The 17053-nt window shown below is 61.8% G+C and carries 18 protein-coding genes and 1 pseudogene; 14 read left to right on the top strand and 5 right to left on the bottom strand.

Annotated features, from left to right (window positions below; genetic code table 11):
* Positions 1-36: 36 nt before the first annotated feature.
* Both D460_RS0103880 and D460_RS0103875 read right to left on the bottom strand, forming a co-directional pair.
* Entirely contained in the window at positions 37-1341 is a 1305-nt protein-coding gene (locus D460_RS0103880; RefSeq protein WP_018897194.1) for an energy transducer TonB, read from the bottom strand.
* Between the two features lie 56 nt (positions 1342-1397).
* Positions 1398-1856, bottom strand: a complete 459-nt coding sequence (locus tag D460_RS0103875; protein WP_018897193.1) for a hypothetical protein — start codon at positions 1854-1856, stop codon at positions 1398-1400.
* A 142-nt stretch (positions 1857-1998) separates the two neighbouring features.
* On the opposite strand from D460_RS0103875, the gene hemP reads away from it, so the two are divergent.
* The 7 genes from hemP (at position 1999) to D460_RS0103840 (ending at position 6977) form a co-directional block, all read left to right on the top strand.
* Complete coding sequence (hemP, locus tag D460_RS0103870; protein WP_026282762.1) at positions 1999-2181, top strand: hemin uptake protein HemP; 183 nt, start codon at positions 1999-2001, stop codon at positions 2179-2181.
* Positions 2182-2190: 9 nt separating this feature from the next.
* Positions 2191-3240, top strand: a complete 1050-nt coding sequence (locus D460_RS0103865; RefSeq protein ID WP_018897191.1) for a hemin-degrading factor — start codon at positions 2191-2193, stop codon at positions 3238-3240.
* Positions 3241-3250: 10 nt separating this feature from the next.
* The gene (locus tag D460_RS0103860; protein WP_026282761.1) at positions 3251-4159 is read left to right on the top strand and encodes an ABC transporter substrate-binding protein; all 909 of its coding nucleotides are present in this window, start codon (positions 3251-3253) and stop codon (positions 4157-4159) included.
* A gap of 2 nt (positions 4160-4161) precedes the next feature.
* On the top strand, positions 4162-5274 hold the full coding sequence (locus D460_RS0103855) for an iron ABC transporter permease (RefSeq protein ID WP_018897189.1): 1113 nt from the start codon (positions 4162-4164) through the stop codon (positions 5272-5274).
* Between the two features lie 9 nt (positions 5275-5283).
* Positions 5284-6075 (top strand): heme ABC transporter ATP-binding protein, encoded by a 792-nt coding sequence (locus tag D460_RS0103850; protein WP_018897188.1) that lies wholly within the window; start codon positions 5284-5286, stop codon positions 6073-6075.
* 143 nt (positions 6076-6218) lie between these two features.
* Positions 6219-6566, top strand: coding sequence for a DUF883 family protein (locus D460_RS0103845; protein WP_018897187.1), 348 nt, complete (start codon positions 6219-6221; stop codon positions 6564-6566).
* A 9-nt stretch (positions 6567-6575) separates the two neighbouring features.
* Complete coding sequence (locus tag D460_RS0103840; protein ID WP_018897186.1) at positions 6576-6977, top strand: hypothetical protein; 402 nt, start codon at positions 6576-6578, stop codon at positions 6975-6977.
* Between the two features lie 84 nt (positions 6978-7061).
* Here D460_RS0103840 and D460_RS0103835 read toward each other — a convergent pair whose 3' ends face one another.
* On the bottom strand, positions 7062-7616 hold the full coding sequence (locus tag D460_RS0103835; RefSeq protein ID WP_018897185.1) for an RNA polymerase sigma factor: 555 nt from the start codon (positions 7614-7616) through the stop codon (positions 7062-7064).
* A gap of 10 nt (positions 7617-7626) precedes the next feature.
* Entirely contained in the window at positions 7627-7830 is a 204-nt protein-coding gene (locus D460_RS0103830) for a NepR family anti-sigma factor (RefSeq protein ID WP_018897184.1), read from the bottom strand.
* Positions 7831-8103: 273 nt separating this feature from the next.
* Here D460_RS0103830 and D460_RS0103825 point away from each other — a divergent pair, with 273 nt between their 5' ends.
* The 5 genes from D460_RS0103825 (at position 8104) to D460_RS0103805 (ending at position 13727) form a co-directional block, all read left to right on the top strand.
* The gene (locus D460_RS0103825; RefSeq protein ID WP_026282760.1) at positions 8104-8898 is read left to right on the top strand and encodes a response regulator; all 795 of its coding nucleotides are present in this window, start codon (positions 8104-8106) and stop codon (positions 8896-8898) included.
* 168 nt (positions 8899-9066) lie between these two features.
* The gene (locus D460_RS0103820) at positions 9067-10098 is read left to right on the top strand and encodes a PAS domain-containing sensor histidine kinase (protein WP_155947670.1); all 1032 of its coding nucleotides are present in this window, start codon (positions 9067-9069) and stop codon (positions 10096-10098) included.
* Between the two features lie 444 nt (positions 10099-10542).
* Entirely contained in the window at positions 10543-11904 is a 1362-nt protein-coding gene (locus tag D460_RS0103815; protein ID WP_018897181.1) for an NAD(P)-dependent oxidoreductase, read from the top strand.
* A gap of 15 nt (positions 11905-11919) precedes the next feature.
* Positions 11920-13233 carry an NAD-dependent dihydropyrimidine dehydrogenase subunit PreA gene (gene preA / locus D460_RS0103810; RefSeq protein ID WP_018897180.1) on the top strand — a complete coding sequence of 438 codons (1314 nt, stop codon included), beginning with the start codon at positions 11920-11922 and terminating at the stop codon, positions 13231-13233.
* A 170-nt stretch (positions 13234-13403) separates the two neighbouring features.
* Complete coding sequence (locus D460_RS0103805; protein WP_018897179.1) at positions 13404-13727, top strand: hypothetical protein; 324 nt, start codon at positions 13404-13406, stop codon at positions 13725-13727.
* A gap of 18 nt (positions 13728-13745) precedes the next feature.
* On the opposite strand, the gene ftrA is transcribed toward D460_RS0103805, so the two are convergent.
* The gene (gene ftrA / locus D460_RS0103800; RefSeq protein ID WP_018897178.1) at positions 13746-14768 is read right to left on the bottom strand and encodes a transcriptional regulator FtrA; all 1023 of its coding nucleotides are present in this window, start codon (positions 14766-14768) and stop codon (positions 13746-13748) included.
* 77 nt (positions 14769-14845) lie between these two features.
* Here ftrA and D460_RS32560 point away from each other — a divergent pair.
* Together D460_RS32560 and D460_RS0103790 are read left to right on the top strand one after the other, a co-directional pair.
* Positions 14846-15154, top strand: a pseudogene (locus D460_RS32560) (rhodanese-like domain-containing protein); the annotation flags it as partial.
* An 83-nt stretch (positions 15155-15237) separates the two neighbouring features.
* Entirely contained in the window at positions 15238-17049 is a 1812-nt protein-coding gene (locus D460_RS0103790; RefSeq protein WP_018897176.1) for a recombinase family protein, read from the top strand.
* Positions 17050-17053 lie beyond the last annotated feature (4 nt).

The following is a 17053-nucleotide window of genomic DNA, read 5'->3' as shown; positions in this document are numbered from 1 at the left end:
CTGGACGGTCCGATTTTGTCATCGGGCCGCCTCTTGTCAGCGACCCGTCGTGACCTGCACTTCCTGGGTGAAGGTCCAGACAGGCTTGCCCCATTCCGACGGCAACGGCGGGAATGGTGCTGCGCGGCGAACGCCATCGACCACGGCGGCGTCGAGTTCGGGAATGCCGGAGCTGCGCGCCACCGACAGACCACCAAGCGCGCCCGAACCGGTGATGCTCAACCGGATGCGAACACTCATCGCGGCGTTCATGCGCCTATATTCTGAAGGCACGCGGACGGACCGCCGGATTTTCGATTGCACCTTGCCCGGATAGTTCGCGACAGCGGCACTGCCGGAGCCGCCGCGATTCCCGGCGCTGCGCGAATCCTGGTCGGAAGCCTGATCGACGCCATCAGACGCGCCGCGGCGGCTATCCTGCTTGTTCTCGCCCTGGGAGCCTGAACGCGTGACAACCTTCTTCGGCGGCTGCTTCTTCTCAACCGGCTTCGGCTTCTCGACTGGCTTCTGCGCAACCGGCTTCGGGTCAGGCTTCGGTACGGTCTCCGGCTCAGGCGGAATTTCCGCCGTCTCGGTCGGCTGCACCGGCGCCACGTCTTCCGGCGTCGTGGGCGTCGTCGGCGTGATCTCCGGCTGAACCTGCGTCGGCACCTCGGTCGCCACCGGCTGAACCACGGAGGTCTCGGCCGGCACCTGCGATGTCAGCACCTCAGGTTCAACCGCCGTCATGTTCTCAGGAGAGACGCGCGTCACTTCCTGCGTCGGCGCGACAGGCTGCGGATCGACCGGCTGCGCATCGGGCTGAACCTCCGTCGGCTGCTGCGCGGCTTCGGGCTGCACCTCTTCGGCCACGATCTCTTCCGGCTGCGGCTCGGTGTTCTCGTCGCCTGCCGATGCCTGGTCGAGATCGGAATCGCCGAGCATGATCACGCTCACCGTCTCGCCGGCCTCTTCCTCCGGCTGCTCCGGGGCAACGACAACGCCGACGATCAGCGCGATGGCCAGCGCGCCGTGAAAGATGAAGGAGCCGATGCAGGCGGCCGTCACGCCGAGCTTGCCGCGATGCGACCGGGTGGCCGCCGGCATCTCGACACTCGCATCCATCAGCGGCGCCGCGGCATGGCCGTTGCTCGCGCTGCGCGGGTCCTGCGGGAAGGACGAGATCTGCGCCTGGCGCGTATAGTGGATAACAGCCTCGGCCGCCGGCTGGCGCGCGACGTTGCGAAGATCAGACAACTCGTGGCCGGGATGCATGCCCGGATTGTTGTCGTTCACACCGCCATCGGCGACCGTCTCGTCGAAGAGAACCTGTCTCGGCTTTGATCTCGCTGAAACCACCATTTTGGATGCCTTGTACCGCTGCAACGCAAGAGGCCGGGGCTATCCCCGGCCGTCGCTCAACCTTCGAAAGGAATGGAAACCTGGGAGCGAGTCACCAGACCCTTCATGCACTCGCCCTTGTCGGGGCCTTCGCAGGCCGGCGTGTCGTTGATCAGCACCCGCGTCACCGCTTCGCATTTCACATTCGGCATATCGAACTGCCGCACCCGCTTCTTGCCCTGCGGCAGTTCGCGGAAATCGAGAACCGTGATCTTGTCGACGGCGTTCTTGTCGTTGAAGAAGGCGAGCTCGAAGGACACCTTGGTGATGTCTTGAGGCAGCGTGTTCAGCGCCACGAAGGTCATCATGCAGCCCTTCTGCGAAGGCGCCAGCCCGTTGAGCTCGACATCGAGCGCCGCCTTTGGCGCGGCAGCCGCGGCGGGTTCCTGGGCATAGGCCTGGATCGCGCCGGAAAGGACCAGCGAGCCGGCCGCCAAAAGCGTTGCAAATCGGGTGACCGGCCTCGTGACTGCCATTGCGCATCTCCAATGAAATTCTAAAACTTGACTTACAAAGTCCGCTATTGCGTCTTTAAAAAATGATGACTATGAGAGTCAAGATAATTGTAGGTCGCAGGGGCTTTTTTGGCCCACCCAGAGAAGCAAAAAAGCCAACGAAATGATGGTCGAGAAGCCGGACACACTGAAGCAAACGCTATTGGCGCGCGACGCCGTGGCCGACGTCCGAATCCTGGAGAGCAGCGAGATTTTTCGCGGCGCCAATGAGATCGTCATCCGCCACGACGGCGCTCTGTACCGCATGAAAATCACCCGCCAGGGCAAGCTAATTCTGAATAAGTAGGGGTAGACAATGACTGAGAACACCAAGCCGTCGCCGGCCGAAATCCGCGCCTTCCGCGCCGAAAACCCGAAGATGCGCGAGCGCGATATCGCCGCCCAGCTCAAGGTTTCCGAGGCAGCGCTCGTTGCCGCCGAAGTCGGCATTTCCGCCACCCGCATCGACGGCAGCGCGATCAAGCTTCTGGAGCGCGTCGCCGAGCTTGGCGAAGTCATGGCGCTCTCGCGCAACGAAAGCGCCGTCCATGAAAAGATCGGCGTCTACGAGAACATCAAGACCGGTGGCCAGGGCGCCATCGTGCTTGGTGAAAACATCGATCTCCGCATCTTCCCAAGCCGCTGGGTCCACGCCTTCGCGGTCACCAAGAAGGATGGCGACCAGGAGCGCTTGAGCCTGCAGTATTTCGACAAGGCCGGCACCGCCGTCCACAAGGTTCACCTGCGCCCGGCCTCCAACGTTGAAGCCTATCGCGCAATCGTGAACGACCTGAAGCTCGAGGACCAGTCGCAGGACTTCGTCGCCGACGACAGCAAGACGGTGGCCGACGAGAGCGGCAGCGTCACCAAGGACGAGCTGCGCGACCACTGGAGCAAGATGACCGACACGCACGAGTTCTTCGGCATGCTGCGCAAGCTGAAGATCGGCCGCCAAGCCGCCGTGCGCACCGTTGGCGACGACTTCGCCTGGCAGCTCGACAACACCGCGACCGCGGAGATGATGCACGCCTCGGTGAAGTCCGGCCTGCCGATCATGTGCTTCGTCGGCAATGACGGCATCGTCCAGATCCACTCCGGCCCGATCTTCAACATCCAGCCGATGGGTCCGTGGATCAACATCCTCGACGAGACCTTCCACCTGCACCTGCGTCAGGACCACATCGCCGAAACCTGGGCCGTGCGCAAGCCGACCAAGGATGGCCACGTCACCTCCGTCGAGGTTTACGGCGCCAATGGCGAAATGATCATCCAGTTCTTCGGCAAGCGCCACGAAGGCTCCGCGGAACGCGCAGACTGGCGCGACATCGTCGAAAGCCTTCCCAAGGCGACGAGCGTTGCGGCATAAGCCGAAGGAGATGACGATGCCGAGCCACAATCGCGGTTCATTCAACAAGACGTCCATGCTGCGGGGCCTCATGGCCCTGCCGCTGGCAGCCTCGCTTCTCGCCTTCTCGCCGGCTGTCCATGCCGAGGACAAGATCGACAGCACCCGCCTGATCTCGATCGGCGGCGACCTCACCGAGATCATCTATGCGCTCGGCGAAGAAAAGCACCTGATCGCCCGCGACACGACCAGCCTGTTTCCCGAACAGGCCCTGAAGCTGCCCGATGTCGGCTACATGCGCGCGCTGTCGCCCGAAAACATCCTCGCCATGAACCCGACTGCCATCGTCGCCGTCGAAGGCTCCGGCCCGCCGGAAGCGCTCACCGTACTGCGCAGCGCCAGCGTCCCCTTCGAGACGGTGCCGAACGCCTATACGCGCGACGGCATTCTCGCCAAGATCGACAAGGTCGGCGCGCTGCTTGGTGTCGAGCCAAAGGCCGCCGAACTGCACAAGCAGGTCGCGACCGATCTCGATGCGGCAATCGCCGACGCCGCCAAGCACCCGGAAAGCGAACGCAAGCGCGTTCTCTTCATCCTCAGCATGCAGGGCGGCAAGATCATGGCTTCGGGCACCGGAACGGCGGCCGATGGCATCATCAAGCTCGCCGGCCTGGTCAACGCCGTCGGTACCTTCCCGGGCTACAAGCCGCTGACCGATGAGGCGATCATCGAAGCCAAGCCCGACGTCATCCTGATGATGAACCGCGGCGATGGCGCAGGCACCAAGAACGAAGACCTGATGACACAGCCGGCGTTGGCGCTGACGCCCGCCGTACAGAACAAGGCGATCATCCGCATGGACGGCCTGCACCTCCTCGGCTTCGGACCGCGCACGGCAAGCGCCGTGCGCGAACTCACCAAGGCGATCTACGGGGGCTGACCATGGCGGTGTTGAACGACATGGACGGACGTCGCATCGTGTTTTCGGCCTCGGGGATGCTTGAGCGTCACCGGGCCGGCGATCGCTCGCTGCTGGCACTGGCGGTCATCGCGCTGCTGGTGGTCGGCTCCGTCCTGTCGTTGCTGTTCTCCGTCACGACCGGCGCCTCGGATGCGTCCTTCCTCGACGTGATCGCCAATGTCGCGGGATCGGATGATGCGCTCAGCATGCGCGACCGCATCATCATCTTCGACATCCGCATGCCGCGCGCCATTCTCGGCTTCCTCGTCGGCGGTTCGCTGGCGGTGTCGGGCGCCGTCATGCAGGGCCTGTTTCGCAATCCGCTGGCCGATCCCGGCCTCGTCGGCGTCTCCTCCGGCGCCGGGCTCGGTGCTGTCGTCATGATCGTGCTCGGCAGTGGCTTTGTCGCTCCGCTCTACGTCCTGCTCGGCATCTACGCGCTGCCGCTCGCGGCCTTCGCCGGTGGCCTCGCCACGACGCTGCTCCTCTACCGCATCGCCACCAGCAACGGTCAGACCTCGGTCGCAACCATGCTGCTTGCCGGCATCGCGCTCGGCTCGCTTGCAGGCGCCATGACCGGCCTGCTCGTCTACATGGCCAACGACCAGCAGCTGCGCGACCTCACCTTCTGGGGCATGGGCTCGCTCGCCGGCTCGACATGGACCAAGATCGCCGCCGCCGGCCCGATCATCCTCCTGTCCTTCATCGTCGTTCCCTTCCTCGCCAAAGGCCTCAACGCCATCACGCTTGGCGAAGCCGCCGCCTTCCACATGGGCGTTCCCGTCCAGCGGCTGAAGAACATCGCCATCGTCACCGTCGCGGCCGCGACAGGCGCATCGGTCGCCGTCAGCGGCGGCATCGGCTTCGTCGGCATCGTCGTGCCGCACGTGCTCCGCATGGCGATCGGTCCGGACCACCGCTATCTGCTGCCGGCCTCGGCACTGCTTGGCGGTTCGCTGCTGATCTTCGCCGACGTGATCGCCCGCACCATCGTCGCGCCCGCCGAACTGCCGATCGGCATCATCACCGCAGCCGTCGGCGGCCCGTTCTTCCTCTGGATCCTGCTGCGCCAGCGTTCCCGCCTTGCCCTTTGAGTATCTGCCATGATCGAAGTCTCCGGCGTCTCCGTCCGCCTGTCGGGCAAAACCATCGTTGAGGACGTCGGCTTCACCGCCGCCTCGGGCAAGCTGACGGCGATCGCCGGGCCGAACGGCTCCGGCAAGACGACCACGATGAAGGCCGTATCCGGCGAACTCCTCTATAGCGGCTCGATCCGCATCAACGGCGAAGACGTGCGCGGACTGCAGCCATACCAGCTGGCGGCCGTGCGCGGCGTGCTGCCCCAGGCAAGCAACATCTCCTTCCCCTTCACCGTGCGCGAAATCGTCCGCATGGGCCTGACCTCGGGGCTGAACCGCAATCCCGAGCGCGCCGAGCAGACGGCTGCCAAGGCGCTGTCTTCCGTCGATCTCGACGGCTACGAAGGACGCTTCTACCAGCACCTCTCCGGTGGCGAGCAGCAGCGCGTGCAGCTTGCCCGCGTGCTTTGCCAAATCTCAGAACCCGTCGTCGACGGCAAGCCGCGCTGGCTCCTCCTCGACGAGCCGGTCTCCAGCCTCGATATCAGCCACCAGCTGACGATCATGCGCCTCGCCCGCGCCTTCTGCGATGCCGGCGGCGGCGTCATCGCCGTGATGCACGATCTCAACCTGACGGCGCTCTTCGCTGACCAGATCATCCTCATGCAGCAGGGTGGCCTCGCGGCCCGCGGCACCGTGCATGAGGTGCTGACCGATAAGACCATGCACTCGGTCTTCGGCTGCCCGCTGCGCATCAACAAGGTGCCCGACGACGGCACCCCATTCGTGCTCGCCCACAGCGCCGTCGGCGGCTGACCACGCGCGGAACCTTTTGCCCACAACCCGCGTTAAGCCATTGATTTGGGTCATTGCCGGGCATCTGTGTTCATGCAAGCTTGCGTTCTGATCCTGTGTTTAACCAGGCGGTGCGAAACCGCGCCGTAACAATGGAGAAAACCATGGCATCGTTCCTTCAGTCCGGCCGTCACCGTCGTAATGGCAGCGCGGCTCTTCACAATATCGAAGCAACGGTCGAGGACCAGATCGCGTCCCTTCAGGATGAGATCGCGTCGCTGACCAAGCTGATCAGCAAGAACTCGCGCAAGCAGAGCGAAAAACTCAGCGCCCAGGCAGCATCCGGCTACGAAGATCTCGTTGCCCGCAGCGAGGACTTGCTGCGCGACCTGCAGGATGGTTATCTGCGCGGCGCTTCCGAAGTGCGCGACACCGTTCGCAGGCACCCGGTCGCCACCATCGGCGCTGCTGCCGCATTCGGACTGGTCGTTGCCCTCCTGGCACGACGCTAAGGAGGCTAGATGCTGTTCCCGATCCTCAGCCTCCTGGTAGGCACGAGTGTTCACCGCACCGTTGCGCGCACCAAGCGCAACGGTATTTTCATTGCCATCGCCGCGATTTTCGTGCTGACCGCCTATGCGCTGGCCGTCACAGCCGGTGCAATCTGGCTTGCCGGCATTTACGGCGCCGTCGGAGCAGCACTCTTTCTGGCGGCCTGCGCGCTTCTGATCGCCATCATCGTGATGATCGTCATGATGGTGATGAATGCGCAGGAGGCCCGGCGCGCCAAAGAACGCAAGCAGGCGTTCGAAACTGCTGCTGCGGCCAGCCTCGGGATCATCCGCTCGCAGCCGCTTCTGACCGCCGGCGTGATCGCCGCCATGGTCGCCGCCAATCTCTTCACCTCGAAGGATCGCGACTGACCGCACTGCCGCTTTCGCTGAACGCATAAAAAAACCGGCGCCCGCAAGGGGCAGCCGGTTTTTCCTTGTCCGTTCAATGCACTTTCAGAAGGCGAAGGCCTTCGAGGTCAGCGGCGACGAGGTCGCATCCGGTCCGAAGTCGGCCTCGCCGGTGATCTGCAGCATTTCCTGCAGCCGCTGGCGGGCACGATTCACGCGGCTCTTGATCGTTCCGACCGCGCAGCCGCAGATTTCGGCGGCTTCCTCATAGGAGAAGCCTGATGCGCCGACCAGAATGATCGCTTCGCGCTGGTCACTCGGCAGCTGCTCGAGTGCCTTCTTGAAGTCCTGAAGGTCGAGCGCGCCATATTGCGACGGGTGCGTTGCCATGGATTCCGTGAACAGGCCGTCGCTGTCCTGGATCTCGCGGCCGGCCTTGCGCATCTGGCTGTAAAGCTCGTTGCGCAGGATGGTGAAGAGCCAGGCCTTCATGTTGGTGCCCATCTCGAAGTGATCCTGCTTGGCCCATGCCTTCATGATGGTGTCCTGCACGAGATCATCGGCGCGGTCATGACGACCGATCAGCGAGATGGCGAATGCGCGCAGGCTTGGGAGAGCCGAAAGGAGCTCGCGTTTGAAGCTTGGTTGCTGCTTGTCCATAGATCAACCTTCACTTCGCTGCTTTGGCCGAGGCCATTTCGGCCTGGTCGAGCTTTTCGAGGAGATCGAGGAAACGATCTGGGATCGCTTCTTCCTGAACGGCAGCATAAAGCGACCTCAAACGCACCCCGATCTGGCTGTTGGGATCCATGATATCGCTTGCACGTAACTCAGCGCGTTGGCCGTCTATGTCTTCGTTGTTCCGGCTTGTCATTAACTTTTCACTTCTTGTCCGTTGTCTCTAAGCCTCGCGTACCGCTGCGGGAAAACCTTCATTCCGGTCCCTCGCCGCCTCGGTCGAATTCTCGCCGGACAACCCTCTCGGAATGCATGTCGTGTCGCATGTCAGTTTACGATGAGCCCCTTCTCGTGGGCAGTAGAATGCGCGGTGGTAAAAAAAGTTCCTGATCATCTGGAACTTTTTTCAGGTAGTGTGCGTTCTCGATGCACTGGAGCTGTTTTTCGGCCCTGCTTATGGGAGCTTTCTATGACACTTTCTACTCGAATTGCGCCGCACCTTCCTTATCTGCGCCGCTATTCACGGGCGTTGACCGGCACACAGACATCAGGCGACGCGTATGTCGCCGCAGTGCTTGAGGCAATCATTGCCGACATATCCATTTTCCCTGACACATCGAATGACCGCGTCGCACTCTACAAACTGTTCACGACGCTGTTTGGTTCCTCGACAGTGCAGATTCCAGAGCCCTCCTCCCCCTATGCCTGGGAGCAGCGCGCCACCATCAACCTCGGCAAGGTCTCGCCGCGCGCCCGTCAGGCCTTTATTCTGGCCTCGGTCGAAAATTTCCGCGTCGGCGAAATCGCCGAAATCCTCGACAGCGAGGAGAGCGAAGTGGCGAACCTGCTCGACAGCGCATCGCGCGAAATCTCCCGCCAGGTCGCGACCGATATCATGATCATCGAGGACGAACCGCTGATCGCCATGGATATCGAGCAGATGGTCGAAAGCCTCGGCCACCGCGTCACCGGCATCGCCCGCACCCACACGGAAGCCGTGGCGCTCTACAACAAGACCAAGCCGAGCATGGTTCTCGCCGACATCCAGCTTGCCGACGGCAGCTCGGGTATCGACGCGGTCAACGACATCCTGAAGACCTCGAGCGTGCCGGTGATCTTCATCACCGCCTTCCCCGAGCGCCTTCTGACCGGTGAGCGTCCCGAGCCGACCTTCCTCGTCACCAAGCCTTTCAATCCTGACATGGTCAAAGCTCTGATCAGCCAGGCGCTTTTCTTCAACGAAAGCACGAAGGCAGCCGCCTGACGCTATATTTCAGCCATTGCGGAACAATGCGAAAGGGGGAGCGTTCCAGTCCATCTGCAGCGCTCCCCGGATATTAAGATTTTATCTAGCGCTTGCCTCTAAAAAGAAGCGGTGGGCGGACTTTAGGGTCTGCTGGCGGCATAAACGGATTGAAGGAAAGGCGGCTGGGTGAAGAGGACTGGACCATTGGCCGGCACGCCCTTCGCATTGGAAGGCAAGGAGCTCTTGATGGAGCGGGCGCTCGCGAGCGCCGGCATCGCCGTTGTCTATCAGGATCCCGACCTCGGCATCGTCTACGCCGAGAACCTCCCCGCGCATCTTGAACACGCCGTTCTCCCCGGCGGCAGCGACGCCGACATGTTCGGCGAGGTCCACGCGCGCAATCTCGAAACACTGAAGCGCAAGGTGCTGGAAACCGGCACGCCGGCCAGTACCGAGGCCGACATCGCCATCGACGGCGAAATGCGCACCTACGAAATCAAGGTGCAGCGCGTCACGCTCGGCCATGAGATCGGCCTGCTGTCTATTATCACCGAGATCACCGAGACCAGACACCGCGAAAAGGTGCTGAAATCGCTTCTGCGCGAACTCTCGCACCGCTCGAAGAACCTGCTCGCCATCATCCAGGGCATCGCCACGCAGACAGCCCGCAACACGCTGTCTCTCGACAGCTTCCTGGTCAAATTCCGCGGCCGGCTACAGTCGCTGTCGAACTCGCAGGATCTAATCACCGACAGTAGCTGGCGCGGCGCCTTTCTTTTCGAACTCACCCGCAAGCAGTTCGCCCCCTATTGGCCGGAGAGCGCCGGCCCCCTGCCCGTCACCGGGCTCAATGTTCACCTGACCCCGAACGCAGCTGTGCATGTCGGCTTGGCGCTCCACGAGTTGATCGTCAATTCGGCGACCTTCGGCGCCATTGCCGGCGGTGCGCCCGCGATCGCGCTCGACTGTCAGGAAACCATGCACGGCGACCGCAAGGCGATCAGCTTCACCTGGACGGAAACGCTGCCCAACGACGAAGTCCATGAATTCAGCGACAACAGCTTCGGCCGCATCGTGCTCGAGCGCGTGGTGCCCTCGTCGGTCAACGGCAAGGCCGATTTGCGCCTGACGCCGGGCCGCATCGAGTACCACCTGTTGATACCCGACACGGAATTCGAGATCCTCAAGCGCGCGCCGCAGCAGGTCGGCGGCGTCTGACCGTCACAACCTGACATTCCATCGATTTTTACTGAATACCGCACACAAGAAAACAGCCAGTGCGAGGGCGGCGCACCGGCTGTTTTCACTCACCGGGAGGGGACCGTGAGTGTGATCCGAAGGTGGTTTGGGGGCGCGCATTTTTGGGTCGATGCGATCACCATTCGGATATCGCCATAACGGGCTATGCGAGGAATGGTTCCCACCCTTCACGAAAAATCTCTGATTTTTTCAGTTATTCTTCCGCCTTGAAGATCGGCGCGGCCGCAAGCGCTCATTGAGTAATTTGACAGCAATCAACTCAAAAACGAAAAACCGTTTTAAAACAGCAGGATGAACCGCCCTTCAAGGCTGCCTCATGCTAAAATTTTACCGTTTGATAAATTTTTTATCCTGAGTTACGCTCCGTTCCACTGGCCGTTTACCTATAATGAGGGAACTTCAATGGAACGTCTGGACACTGGGATTCATGCTGGCCGGCTTTCGCCCGCCGAGTATGACAAGAATTTCTCCGATCTTCACCCCCGCCTCGACAAGCACGAGGCTCTGGTCGCCGCCGACCGCTGTTATTTCTGTTATGACGCGCCCTGTATGACGGCCTGTCCCACCGCCATCGATATCCCGCTCTTCATCCGGCAGATATCGACTGGCAATCCGCTGGGCTCCGCCAAGACCATCTTCGATCAGAACATCCTGGGCGGCATGTGCGCCCGTGTCTGTCCCACCGAAGAGCTCTGCGAACAGGCCTGTGTACGCAACACGGCCGAGGAACGCCCCGTCGAGATCGGCCGCCTGCAGCGCTATGCCACCGATGCGGCAATGCAAGCTGGCAAGCAGTATTACACCCGCGCTGCTTCATCAGGTAAGAAAATCGCCGTCGTCGGCGCCGGCCCGGCCGGCCTCGCAGCCGCGCACCGCCTCGCGGTCAAGGGCCATGAGATCGTGATCTATGACGCCAAACCGAAATCCGGCGGCCTCAACGAATATGGCATCGCCACCTACAAGTCCGTCGACGGCTTCGCACAGAAGGAAGTCGACTATGTGCTCTCGATCGGCGGTATAGAGGTCCAGCACGGACAATTGCTCGGCCGCGACTTCCAACTCGCCGACCTGCAACAGCAATATGACGCCGTCTTCCTCGGCATCGGCCTATCGGGCGTCAACGCGCTCCGCGTCGAGGGCGAAAACCTCGCGGGCGTCGACGACGCGGTCGATTTCATCGCCGCACTGCGCCAGACCGACAACAAGGCCGACATCGCCATCGGCCGCCGCGTCATCGTGCTCGGCGGCGGCATGACCGCCATCGATGCGGCCGTGCAGGCAAAGCTTTTGGGCGCCGAGGAAGTGACCATCTGCTACCGCCGTGGCAAGGAGCACATGAACGCCTCGGAGTTCGAGCAGGATCTCGCGACCTCCAAGGGCGTCATCATCCGTCACTGGCTGGCGCCCAAGGCGATCCTTGCGCAGGACGGCAAGGTCGCGGCCCTTGAGGTCGAATACACTACGCTGTCGGAAGGACGCCTTGCGACCACCGGCGAAACCGGCGTGATCGCCGCCGATCAGATCTTCAAGGCGATCGGCCAGACCCTCGTCTCGTCCAGCCTTGGAAGCCTGCGTCTGGAATCCGGCCGCATCGTCGTCGACGCCGAAGGCCGCACCTCGCTTGACGGCGTCTGGGCCGGCGGCGACTGCGTTTTCGGGGGTAACGACCTCACCGTCTCGGCCGTCGCCAATGGCCGCGACGCCGCCGAATCCATCCACCGCATGCTGGCCGCCGATGCGCAGCCGGCCGTTGCCGTCGCCTGAAGGGGAGAGTGAACCATGGCTGATCTCCGCAACAATTTCGTCGGCATCAAATCGCCGAACCCCTTCTGGCTCGCCTCGGCGCCGCCGACAGACAAGGCCTACAACGTCGAGCGCGCCTTCAAGGCGGGCTGGGGCGGCGTGGTCTGGAAGACGCTCGGCGAGGAAGGCCCGCCTGTCGTCAACGTCAACGGCCCGCGCTACGGCGCGATCTGGGGCGCCGACCGCCGCCTGCTCGGCCTGAACAACATCGAGCTCATCACCGACCGAGACCTCTACACCAACCTGCGCGAAATGAAGCAGGTCAAGATGAACTGGCCGGATCGCGCGCTGATCGCCTCGATCATGGTCCCCTGCGAGGAGGAGAGCTGGAAGGCGATCCTGCCGCTTGTGGAAGAAACCGGCGCCGACGGCATCGAGCTCAACTTCGGCTGTCCGCACGGCATGTCCGAGCGTGGCATGGGTGCCGCCGTCGGCCAGGTGCCTGAATATATCGAGATGGTGGTGCGCTGGTGCAAGCAGTACACCCGCATGCCCGTCATCACCAAGCTGACGCCCAATATTACCGATATCCGCAAGCCCGCCCGCGCCGCCAAATCAGGTGGCACAGACGCGGTGTCGCTGATCAACACGATCAACTCGATCACCTCGGTCAATCTCGACACCTTCTCGCCCGAACCCTCGATCGACGGACGCGGCAGCCATGGCGGCTATTGCGGTCCGGCGGTCAAGCCGATCGCGCTCAACATGGTGGCCGAGATCGCCCGCGATCCGGAAACCCAGGGCCTGCCGATCTCGGGCATCGGCGGCGTCACCACCTGGCGCGATGCCGCCGAGTTCCTGGCGCTCGGCGCCGGCAACGTGCAGGTCTGCACGGCGGCGATGACCTACGGCTTCAAGATCGTCCAGGAGATGATCTCCGGCCTCTCCGACTGGATGGACGCCAAGGGCCACCGCAACCTCGACGACATTACCGGCCGCGCCGTGCCCAATGTCTCCGACTGGCAGTACCTCAACCTCAACTACATCGCCAAGGCCAAGATCGACCAGGACGCCTGCATCAAGTGCGGCCGCTGCCACATCGCCTGCGAGGACACCTCGCACCAGGCGATCACGCAATTCGTCAACGGCGTCAGGCACTTCGAGGTGATGGAAGACGAATGCGTCGGCTGCAACCTCTGCGTCAACGTCTGTCCCGTCGAAAACTGCATCACCATGGAGCAGCTTCCATCCGGCAGCCTCGACGAACGCACAGGCAAGACCGTCGACCCCAACTACGCCAACTGGACGACGCACCCGAACAACCCGATGGCCAGACAGGCCGCGGAGTAAGGCGAACATCTGAACCCATACCGTGAGACCGCGATCTCACGGTATGGGTCTCCGCTTCATTCATGACGCCGTGTGATCCTGGCGATGCCGATCACCGGTATTTTAGCGATAGTATACATAAGATACTAAAGCGCCCCTGCTACAACCTTAAGAGGTTTTCGGGGCGGATCATGAAGTTTCCAATCATCGTCGCTTTGTGCGCAACAACCTCATTCCTTGCCGCCGGTGGTTATACCGTGGTGCCGCAGGCGCTGAGCTTCACTCGGGCAACGACACCCGCCAAACCGATGATCATCGAGAACGGTGTGATCGTTCAGCGAGGAACCTCTTGCAACATCAAGGGCAACATCAGCATCAACTCGGGCGAACGCATCTATCACGTTCCAGGCCAGCATTTTTACGCAGCCACGAAGATCTCGCCGCAATATGGCGAGCGGTGGTTCTGCTCCGAAGCCGAAGCGCGCGCCGCAGGCTGGCGCAAGGCCGGCTATTGATCACCGCCGCCAGCGGCATCATACGCCCCGGCCCGCACCCGTAACACCACCCGAAAACACCTTCCGATAAGCCCCCGGGCTGGTCCCCAAACGCCTGCGAAAATGATGCCGCATCGTTGCCGGCGTGCCGAAGCCGCAGGCGATGGCGATGTCGTCGAGCGATGCCTCGCCCTTTCGCTCCAGGAGTTCGCGCGCATGTCGCAGCCGCTCGGTGAGCAACCATTCGCCGACGCTCGATCCCGTGGTTGCCTCGAAACGGCGCTGGAAGGTCCGCTGGCTCATCCCCGCCTTTGCCGCGAGCAGGCTGATCGGCTGCTCCTCGTTGAGCCGCGCCCGCATCCACTCGATAAGCGGCCCGAGCCGCACGCCTTCGCGTGGCTGCGGCACCGGAGCGCGGATGAATTGCGCCTGCCCGCCCTCGCGATGCGGCGGCACGACGAGGCGCCGGGCGACCGAATTGGCCGCTTCCGCGCCGAAATCGCCGCGCACCACATGCAGGCAGAGATCGATGCCGGCGGCACTGCCCGCCGCCGTCAGCATCCGCCCTTCGTCCATGTAGAGCACATCGGCATCGAGCCCGATCTCGGGATAGCGCTCGGCGACGGAAGCGACATAGCGCCAGTGCGTCGTCGCCCGCTTGCCTGCAAGCAATCCCGAGGCGGCCAGAACCGCAACACCCGAGCATAGCGACATGATCCGCGCCCCGCGCCCATGCGCCGCCTGCAACGCCTTTGTCAGCCCTTCAGGCACCGGCGCATCGATCGCCCGCCAACCGGGAACGACAATCAGATCGGCATCCTCGAGATCGTCGAGACCGCCATCGACGGTGACGCTCAGCCCACCGGCCGCACGAAGCGGACCGGGCTCGACGCCGCAGGCGCGAAAGCGATACCAATTCGCCCCCATCTCCGGCCTCGGCAGGCCGAAGACTTCGTAGGCGATGCCGAACTCGAAAGTGCACAGACCGTCATAGACGAGCACGGCGACCTTGGGTCCGGTAAGTTCGATGGCATTTGGCATGATCTTTACGCCAGTCGTCATTATGGCCAGTTTCGCCAAGACCTATCATCGCGCATCTTCCGCGGCAACAGCAACGGCAGGAGACACCGATGACCGACATGATCCCCGAACCACAGCCCGCAACCCACCCCGCAGCACCAAGCTACGTCGCCGAAACCTCGGCCGCAGCACCCGAGGCGATCGCAGCCTACTATGCCCGCAAGCTCGCCTTCGAGACCGATTGCTGGGACGTTCACGCCTCGCTTGCATCAGGACGCATCGACTTCGTCCTCCTCGACGTCCGCTCCCCCGCCATGTTCGCGCGGTCGCATGTGCCCGGCGCCCAGAACCTGCCGCACGGCAAGATGACCGCGCACCGTATGTCTCAGTGGCCATCGGACACCCTCTTCGTCGTCTACTGCGCCGGCGCGCATTAGCGAATTGTGCGTTTGCTGTGCGCGCTTTTTTAACGCCCCCCAAGTAGCGTGGGCGCAAGCGTGGATGGCAGCAAATGACAAAAGCATATTCCTACATTCGAATTTCCAGCAAGAAGCAAGAAGACGGTCACGGCCTTGCTCGTCAGGTCGAAGCCACACAAGCGTATGCCGAACAGAACGGGCTGACGCTGGACCAAGAACTGCAAGACATCGGATCGGGCTTTAAAGGCGATCACGTCAAAGCCGGTCACCTTGGCCGCTTCCTCGATCTAGTCAAACAAGGTCAAATCCCGACGGGCTCAACGCTGATCGTTGAAAGCCTAGACCGACTGTCCCGACAAGAACCGCTTGTCGCGCAGAGGCAGTTGATCGACCTTCTATTGGCCGGAATGACGATCGTCACCCTGATGGATCGTCAAGTCTACCATCGTGACCGCGACTACACTCAGCTAATCGTCGCACTGTCGATCATGCAGCGGGCGAACGATGAATCGCAGACAAAAAGCGAGCGATCCAAAAGCAACGTGCAAGCCAACCGCATCCAAGCGCTGCAAGGGCATAAGCGACACGTTCAAACGCTTGTGCGCTGGATTGATCAGCGAATGGTTCCTGGCACGAAGTCCAAAATCGCGATGGCGACCTTCGAATTCAGCCTGAACAAACACGCGGATACGGTCAGAGAGATATTCGAACTGCGTGATATCGGAATGGGTGCGAGGTCGATTGCAAAGTATCTGAATGACCGCAATGTTCCTGTGCTGAAACCCGGCATGTCGAAAACGCAGAAATGGAAAGACCCGATTATTCGTCTGATCCTACAGAACGAAGCTGCAATCGGAACGTATCATGTGTTCGAAACCGTCGATGGCAAACGGGTGCAGATGGGCGAACCGATCCGCAACTATTTCCCCGCTGCTGTCGATGAAGACCTGTTCTGGCGAGTGCAGGGAAAGAACAAGCAGCTGACAACACGTGGCGCGAAAGGTCGTGTTCATACCAATCTGTTCACTGCCCTCTCCTGCTGCGCAACTTGCGGCAATCGGCTGCGGATCAAACATTCGGGTGGCATCAAGAAGGAAGGTGATGATCCTCGTTACAGGCTGTATCAGTGCATGGGCTACGAGACGATGGGTAAGACCGTTTGCAACACGAAACGGAAGTCCGTCCCATACGAGCCTCTTGAGAAAGCCATACTGGACCACGCGACTGAATTCTATCTGGCAAGCGACTTGGCCGGAAATCGAGCGTACCGGGAAAGCGACCTGAAACGGATGATCTCGGACTTGTCCGCGAATATTGCGAAGAACGAGAAACAACGCGCCAACTTTATCGCGGCAGTCGGTTCAGCAGAAGACGCAGAGGATCGACTTGCCTACCAGACGCAGGCTAGCGCAGCTCGTCAACAGATCGAAGCGGACAAGTCGCAGCTGGCCGAATACGAAATCGCCCTCCGCGAACTGAACGAACAGGAAGTCGAGCGTTCGAATGTCGCGGAGATGATCGCGATGGAACGGCTACGTTGGACCACGGCGAGCGATGATGAAGTCATGCAAAGCCGGTCGCGGGTCAGTCTGGCCCTGCGCAAGTTCATCAGCCGAGTTGAAGTCAATTTGGACCAGCAGGAGACGATTGTGTTCGTAGCTGGTGGTTTGAAGGGCTATCGCTTCGATACAGCTGGCAACCTGACAGGCAAGTATGACCTCACTCCGAGTTTCCAGACGATCAACGGTGAAACCCCGTATACGATGGAACACCTGACCAATCACATGAACGCGTTGGGCTTCAAAGACGCGGAAAAGGCCACTGCGAATGAAGCAGCGGCCCAAATCCTATCGTTGGCCGGTATTTCGCCGGAAGCAAAGCCGAAAGCGCTTCACTCAAAGTGAAGGC

Source organism: Rhizobium sp. 2MFCol3.1, from assembly GCF_000377565.1.
Classification (GTDB): Bacteria; Pseudomonadota; Alphaproteobacteria; order Rhizobiales; family Rhizobiaceae; genus Rhizobium.
The sequence above is the reverse complement of the archived record's forward strand: the minus strand, read 5'-3'. Positions and strand labels throughout refer to the sequence as shown.

Excerpts from the sequence above, each read along its gene's own strand:
- D460_RS0103830 (WP_018897184.1), bottom strand. The coding sequence starts at position 7,830 with ATGACAAGCCGGAACAACGAAGACATAGACGGCCAACGCGCTGAGTTA.
- D460_RS0103815 (WP_018897181.1), top strand. The coding sequence starts at position 10,543 with ATGGAACGTCTGGACACTGGGATTCATGCTGGCCGGCTTTCGCCCGCC.
- ftrA (WP_018897178.1), bottom strand. The coding sequence starts at position 14,768 with ATGACGACTGGCGTAAAGATCATGCCAAATGCCATCGAACTTACCGGA.
- D460_RS0103860 (WP_026282761.1), top strand. The coding sequence starts at position 3,251 with ATGACGATGCCGAGCCACAATCGCGGTTCATTCAACAAGACGTCCATG.
- D460_RS0103825 (WP_026282760.1), top strand. The coding sequence starts at position 8,104 with ATGACACTTTCTACTCGAATTGCGCCGCACCTTCCTTATCTGCGCCGC.
- D460_RS0103850 (WP_018897188.1), top strand. The coding sequence starts at position 5,284 with ATGATCGAAGTCTCCGGCGTCTCCGTCCGCCTGTCGGGCAAAACCATC.
- D460_RS0103835 (WP_018897185.1), bottom strand. The coding sequence starts at position 7,616 with ATGGACAAGCAGCAACCAAGCTTCAAACGCGAGCTCCTTTCGGCTCTC.
- preA (WP_018897180.1), top strand. The coding sequence starts at position 11,920 with ATGGCTGATCTCCGCAACAATTTCGTCGGCATCAAATCGCCGAACCCC.
- D460_RS0103865 (WP_018897191.1), top strand. The coding sequence starts at position 2,191 with ATGACTGAGAACACCAAGCCGTCGCCGGCCGAAATCCGCGCCTTCCGC.
- D460_RS0103880 (WP_018897194.1), bottom strand. The coding sequence starts at position 1,341 with ATGGTGGTTTCAGCGAGATCAAAGCCGAGACAGGTTCTCTTCGACGAG.
- D460_RS0103845 (WP_018897187.1), top strand. The coding sequence starts at position 6,219 with ATGGCATCGTTCCTTCAGTCCGGCCGTCACCGTCGTAATGGCAGCGCG.
- D460_RS0103790 (WP_018897176.1), top strand. The coding sequence starts at position 15,238 with ATGACAAAAGCATATTCCTACATTCGAATTTCCAGCAAGAAGCAAGAA.
- D460_RS0103805 (WP_018897179.1), top strand. The coding sequence starts at position 13,404 with ATGAAGTTTCCAATCATCGTCGCTTTGTGCGCAACAACCTCATTCCTT.
- D460_RS0103855 (WP_018897189.1), top strand. The coding sequence starts at position 4,162 with ATGGCGGTGTTGAACGACATGGACGGACGTCGCATCGTGTTTTCGGCC.
- D460_RS0103840 (WP_018897186.1), top strand. The coding sequence starts at position 6,576 with ATGCTGTTCCCGATCCTCAGCCTCCTGGTAGGCACGAGTGTTCACCGC.
- hemP (WP_026282762.1), top strand. The coding sequence starts at position 1,999 with ATGATGGTCGAGAAGCCGGACACACTGAAGCAAACGCTATTGGCGCGC.
- D460_RS0103875 (WP_018897193.1), bottom strand. The coding sequence starts at position 1,856 with ATGGCAGTCACGAGGCCGGTCACCCGATTTGCAACGCTTTTGGCGGCC.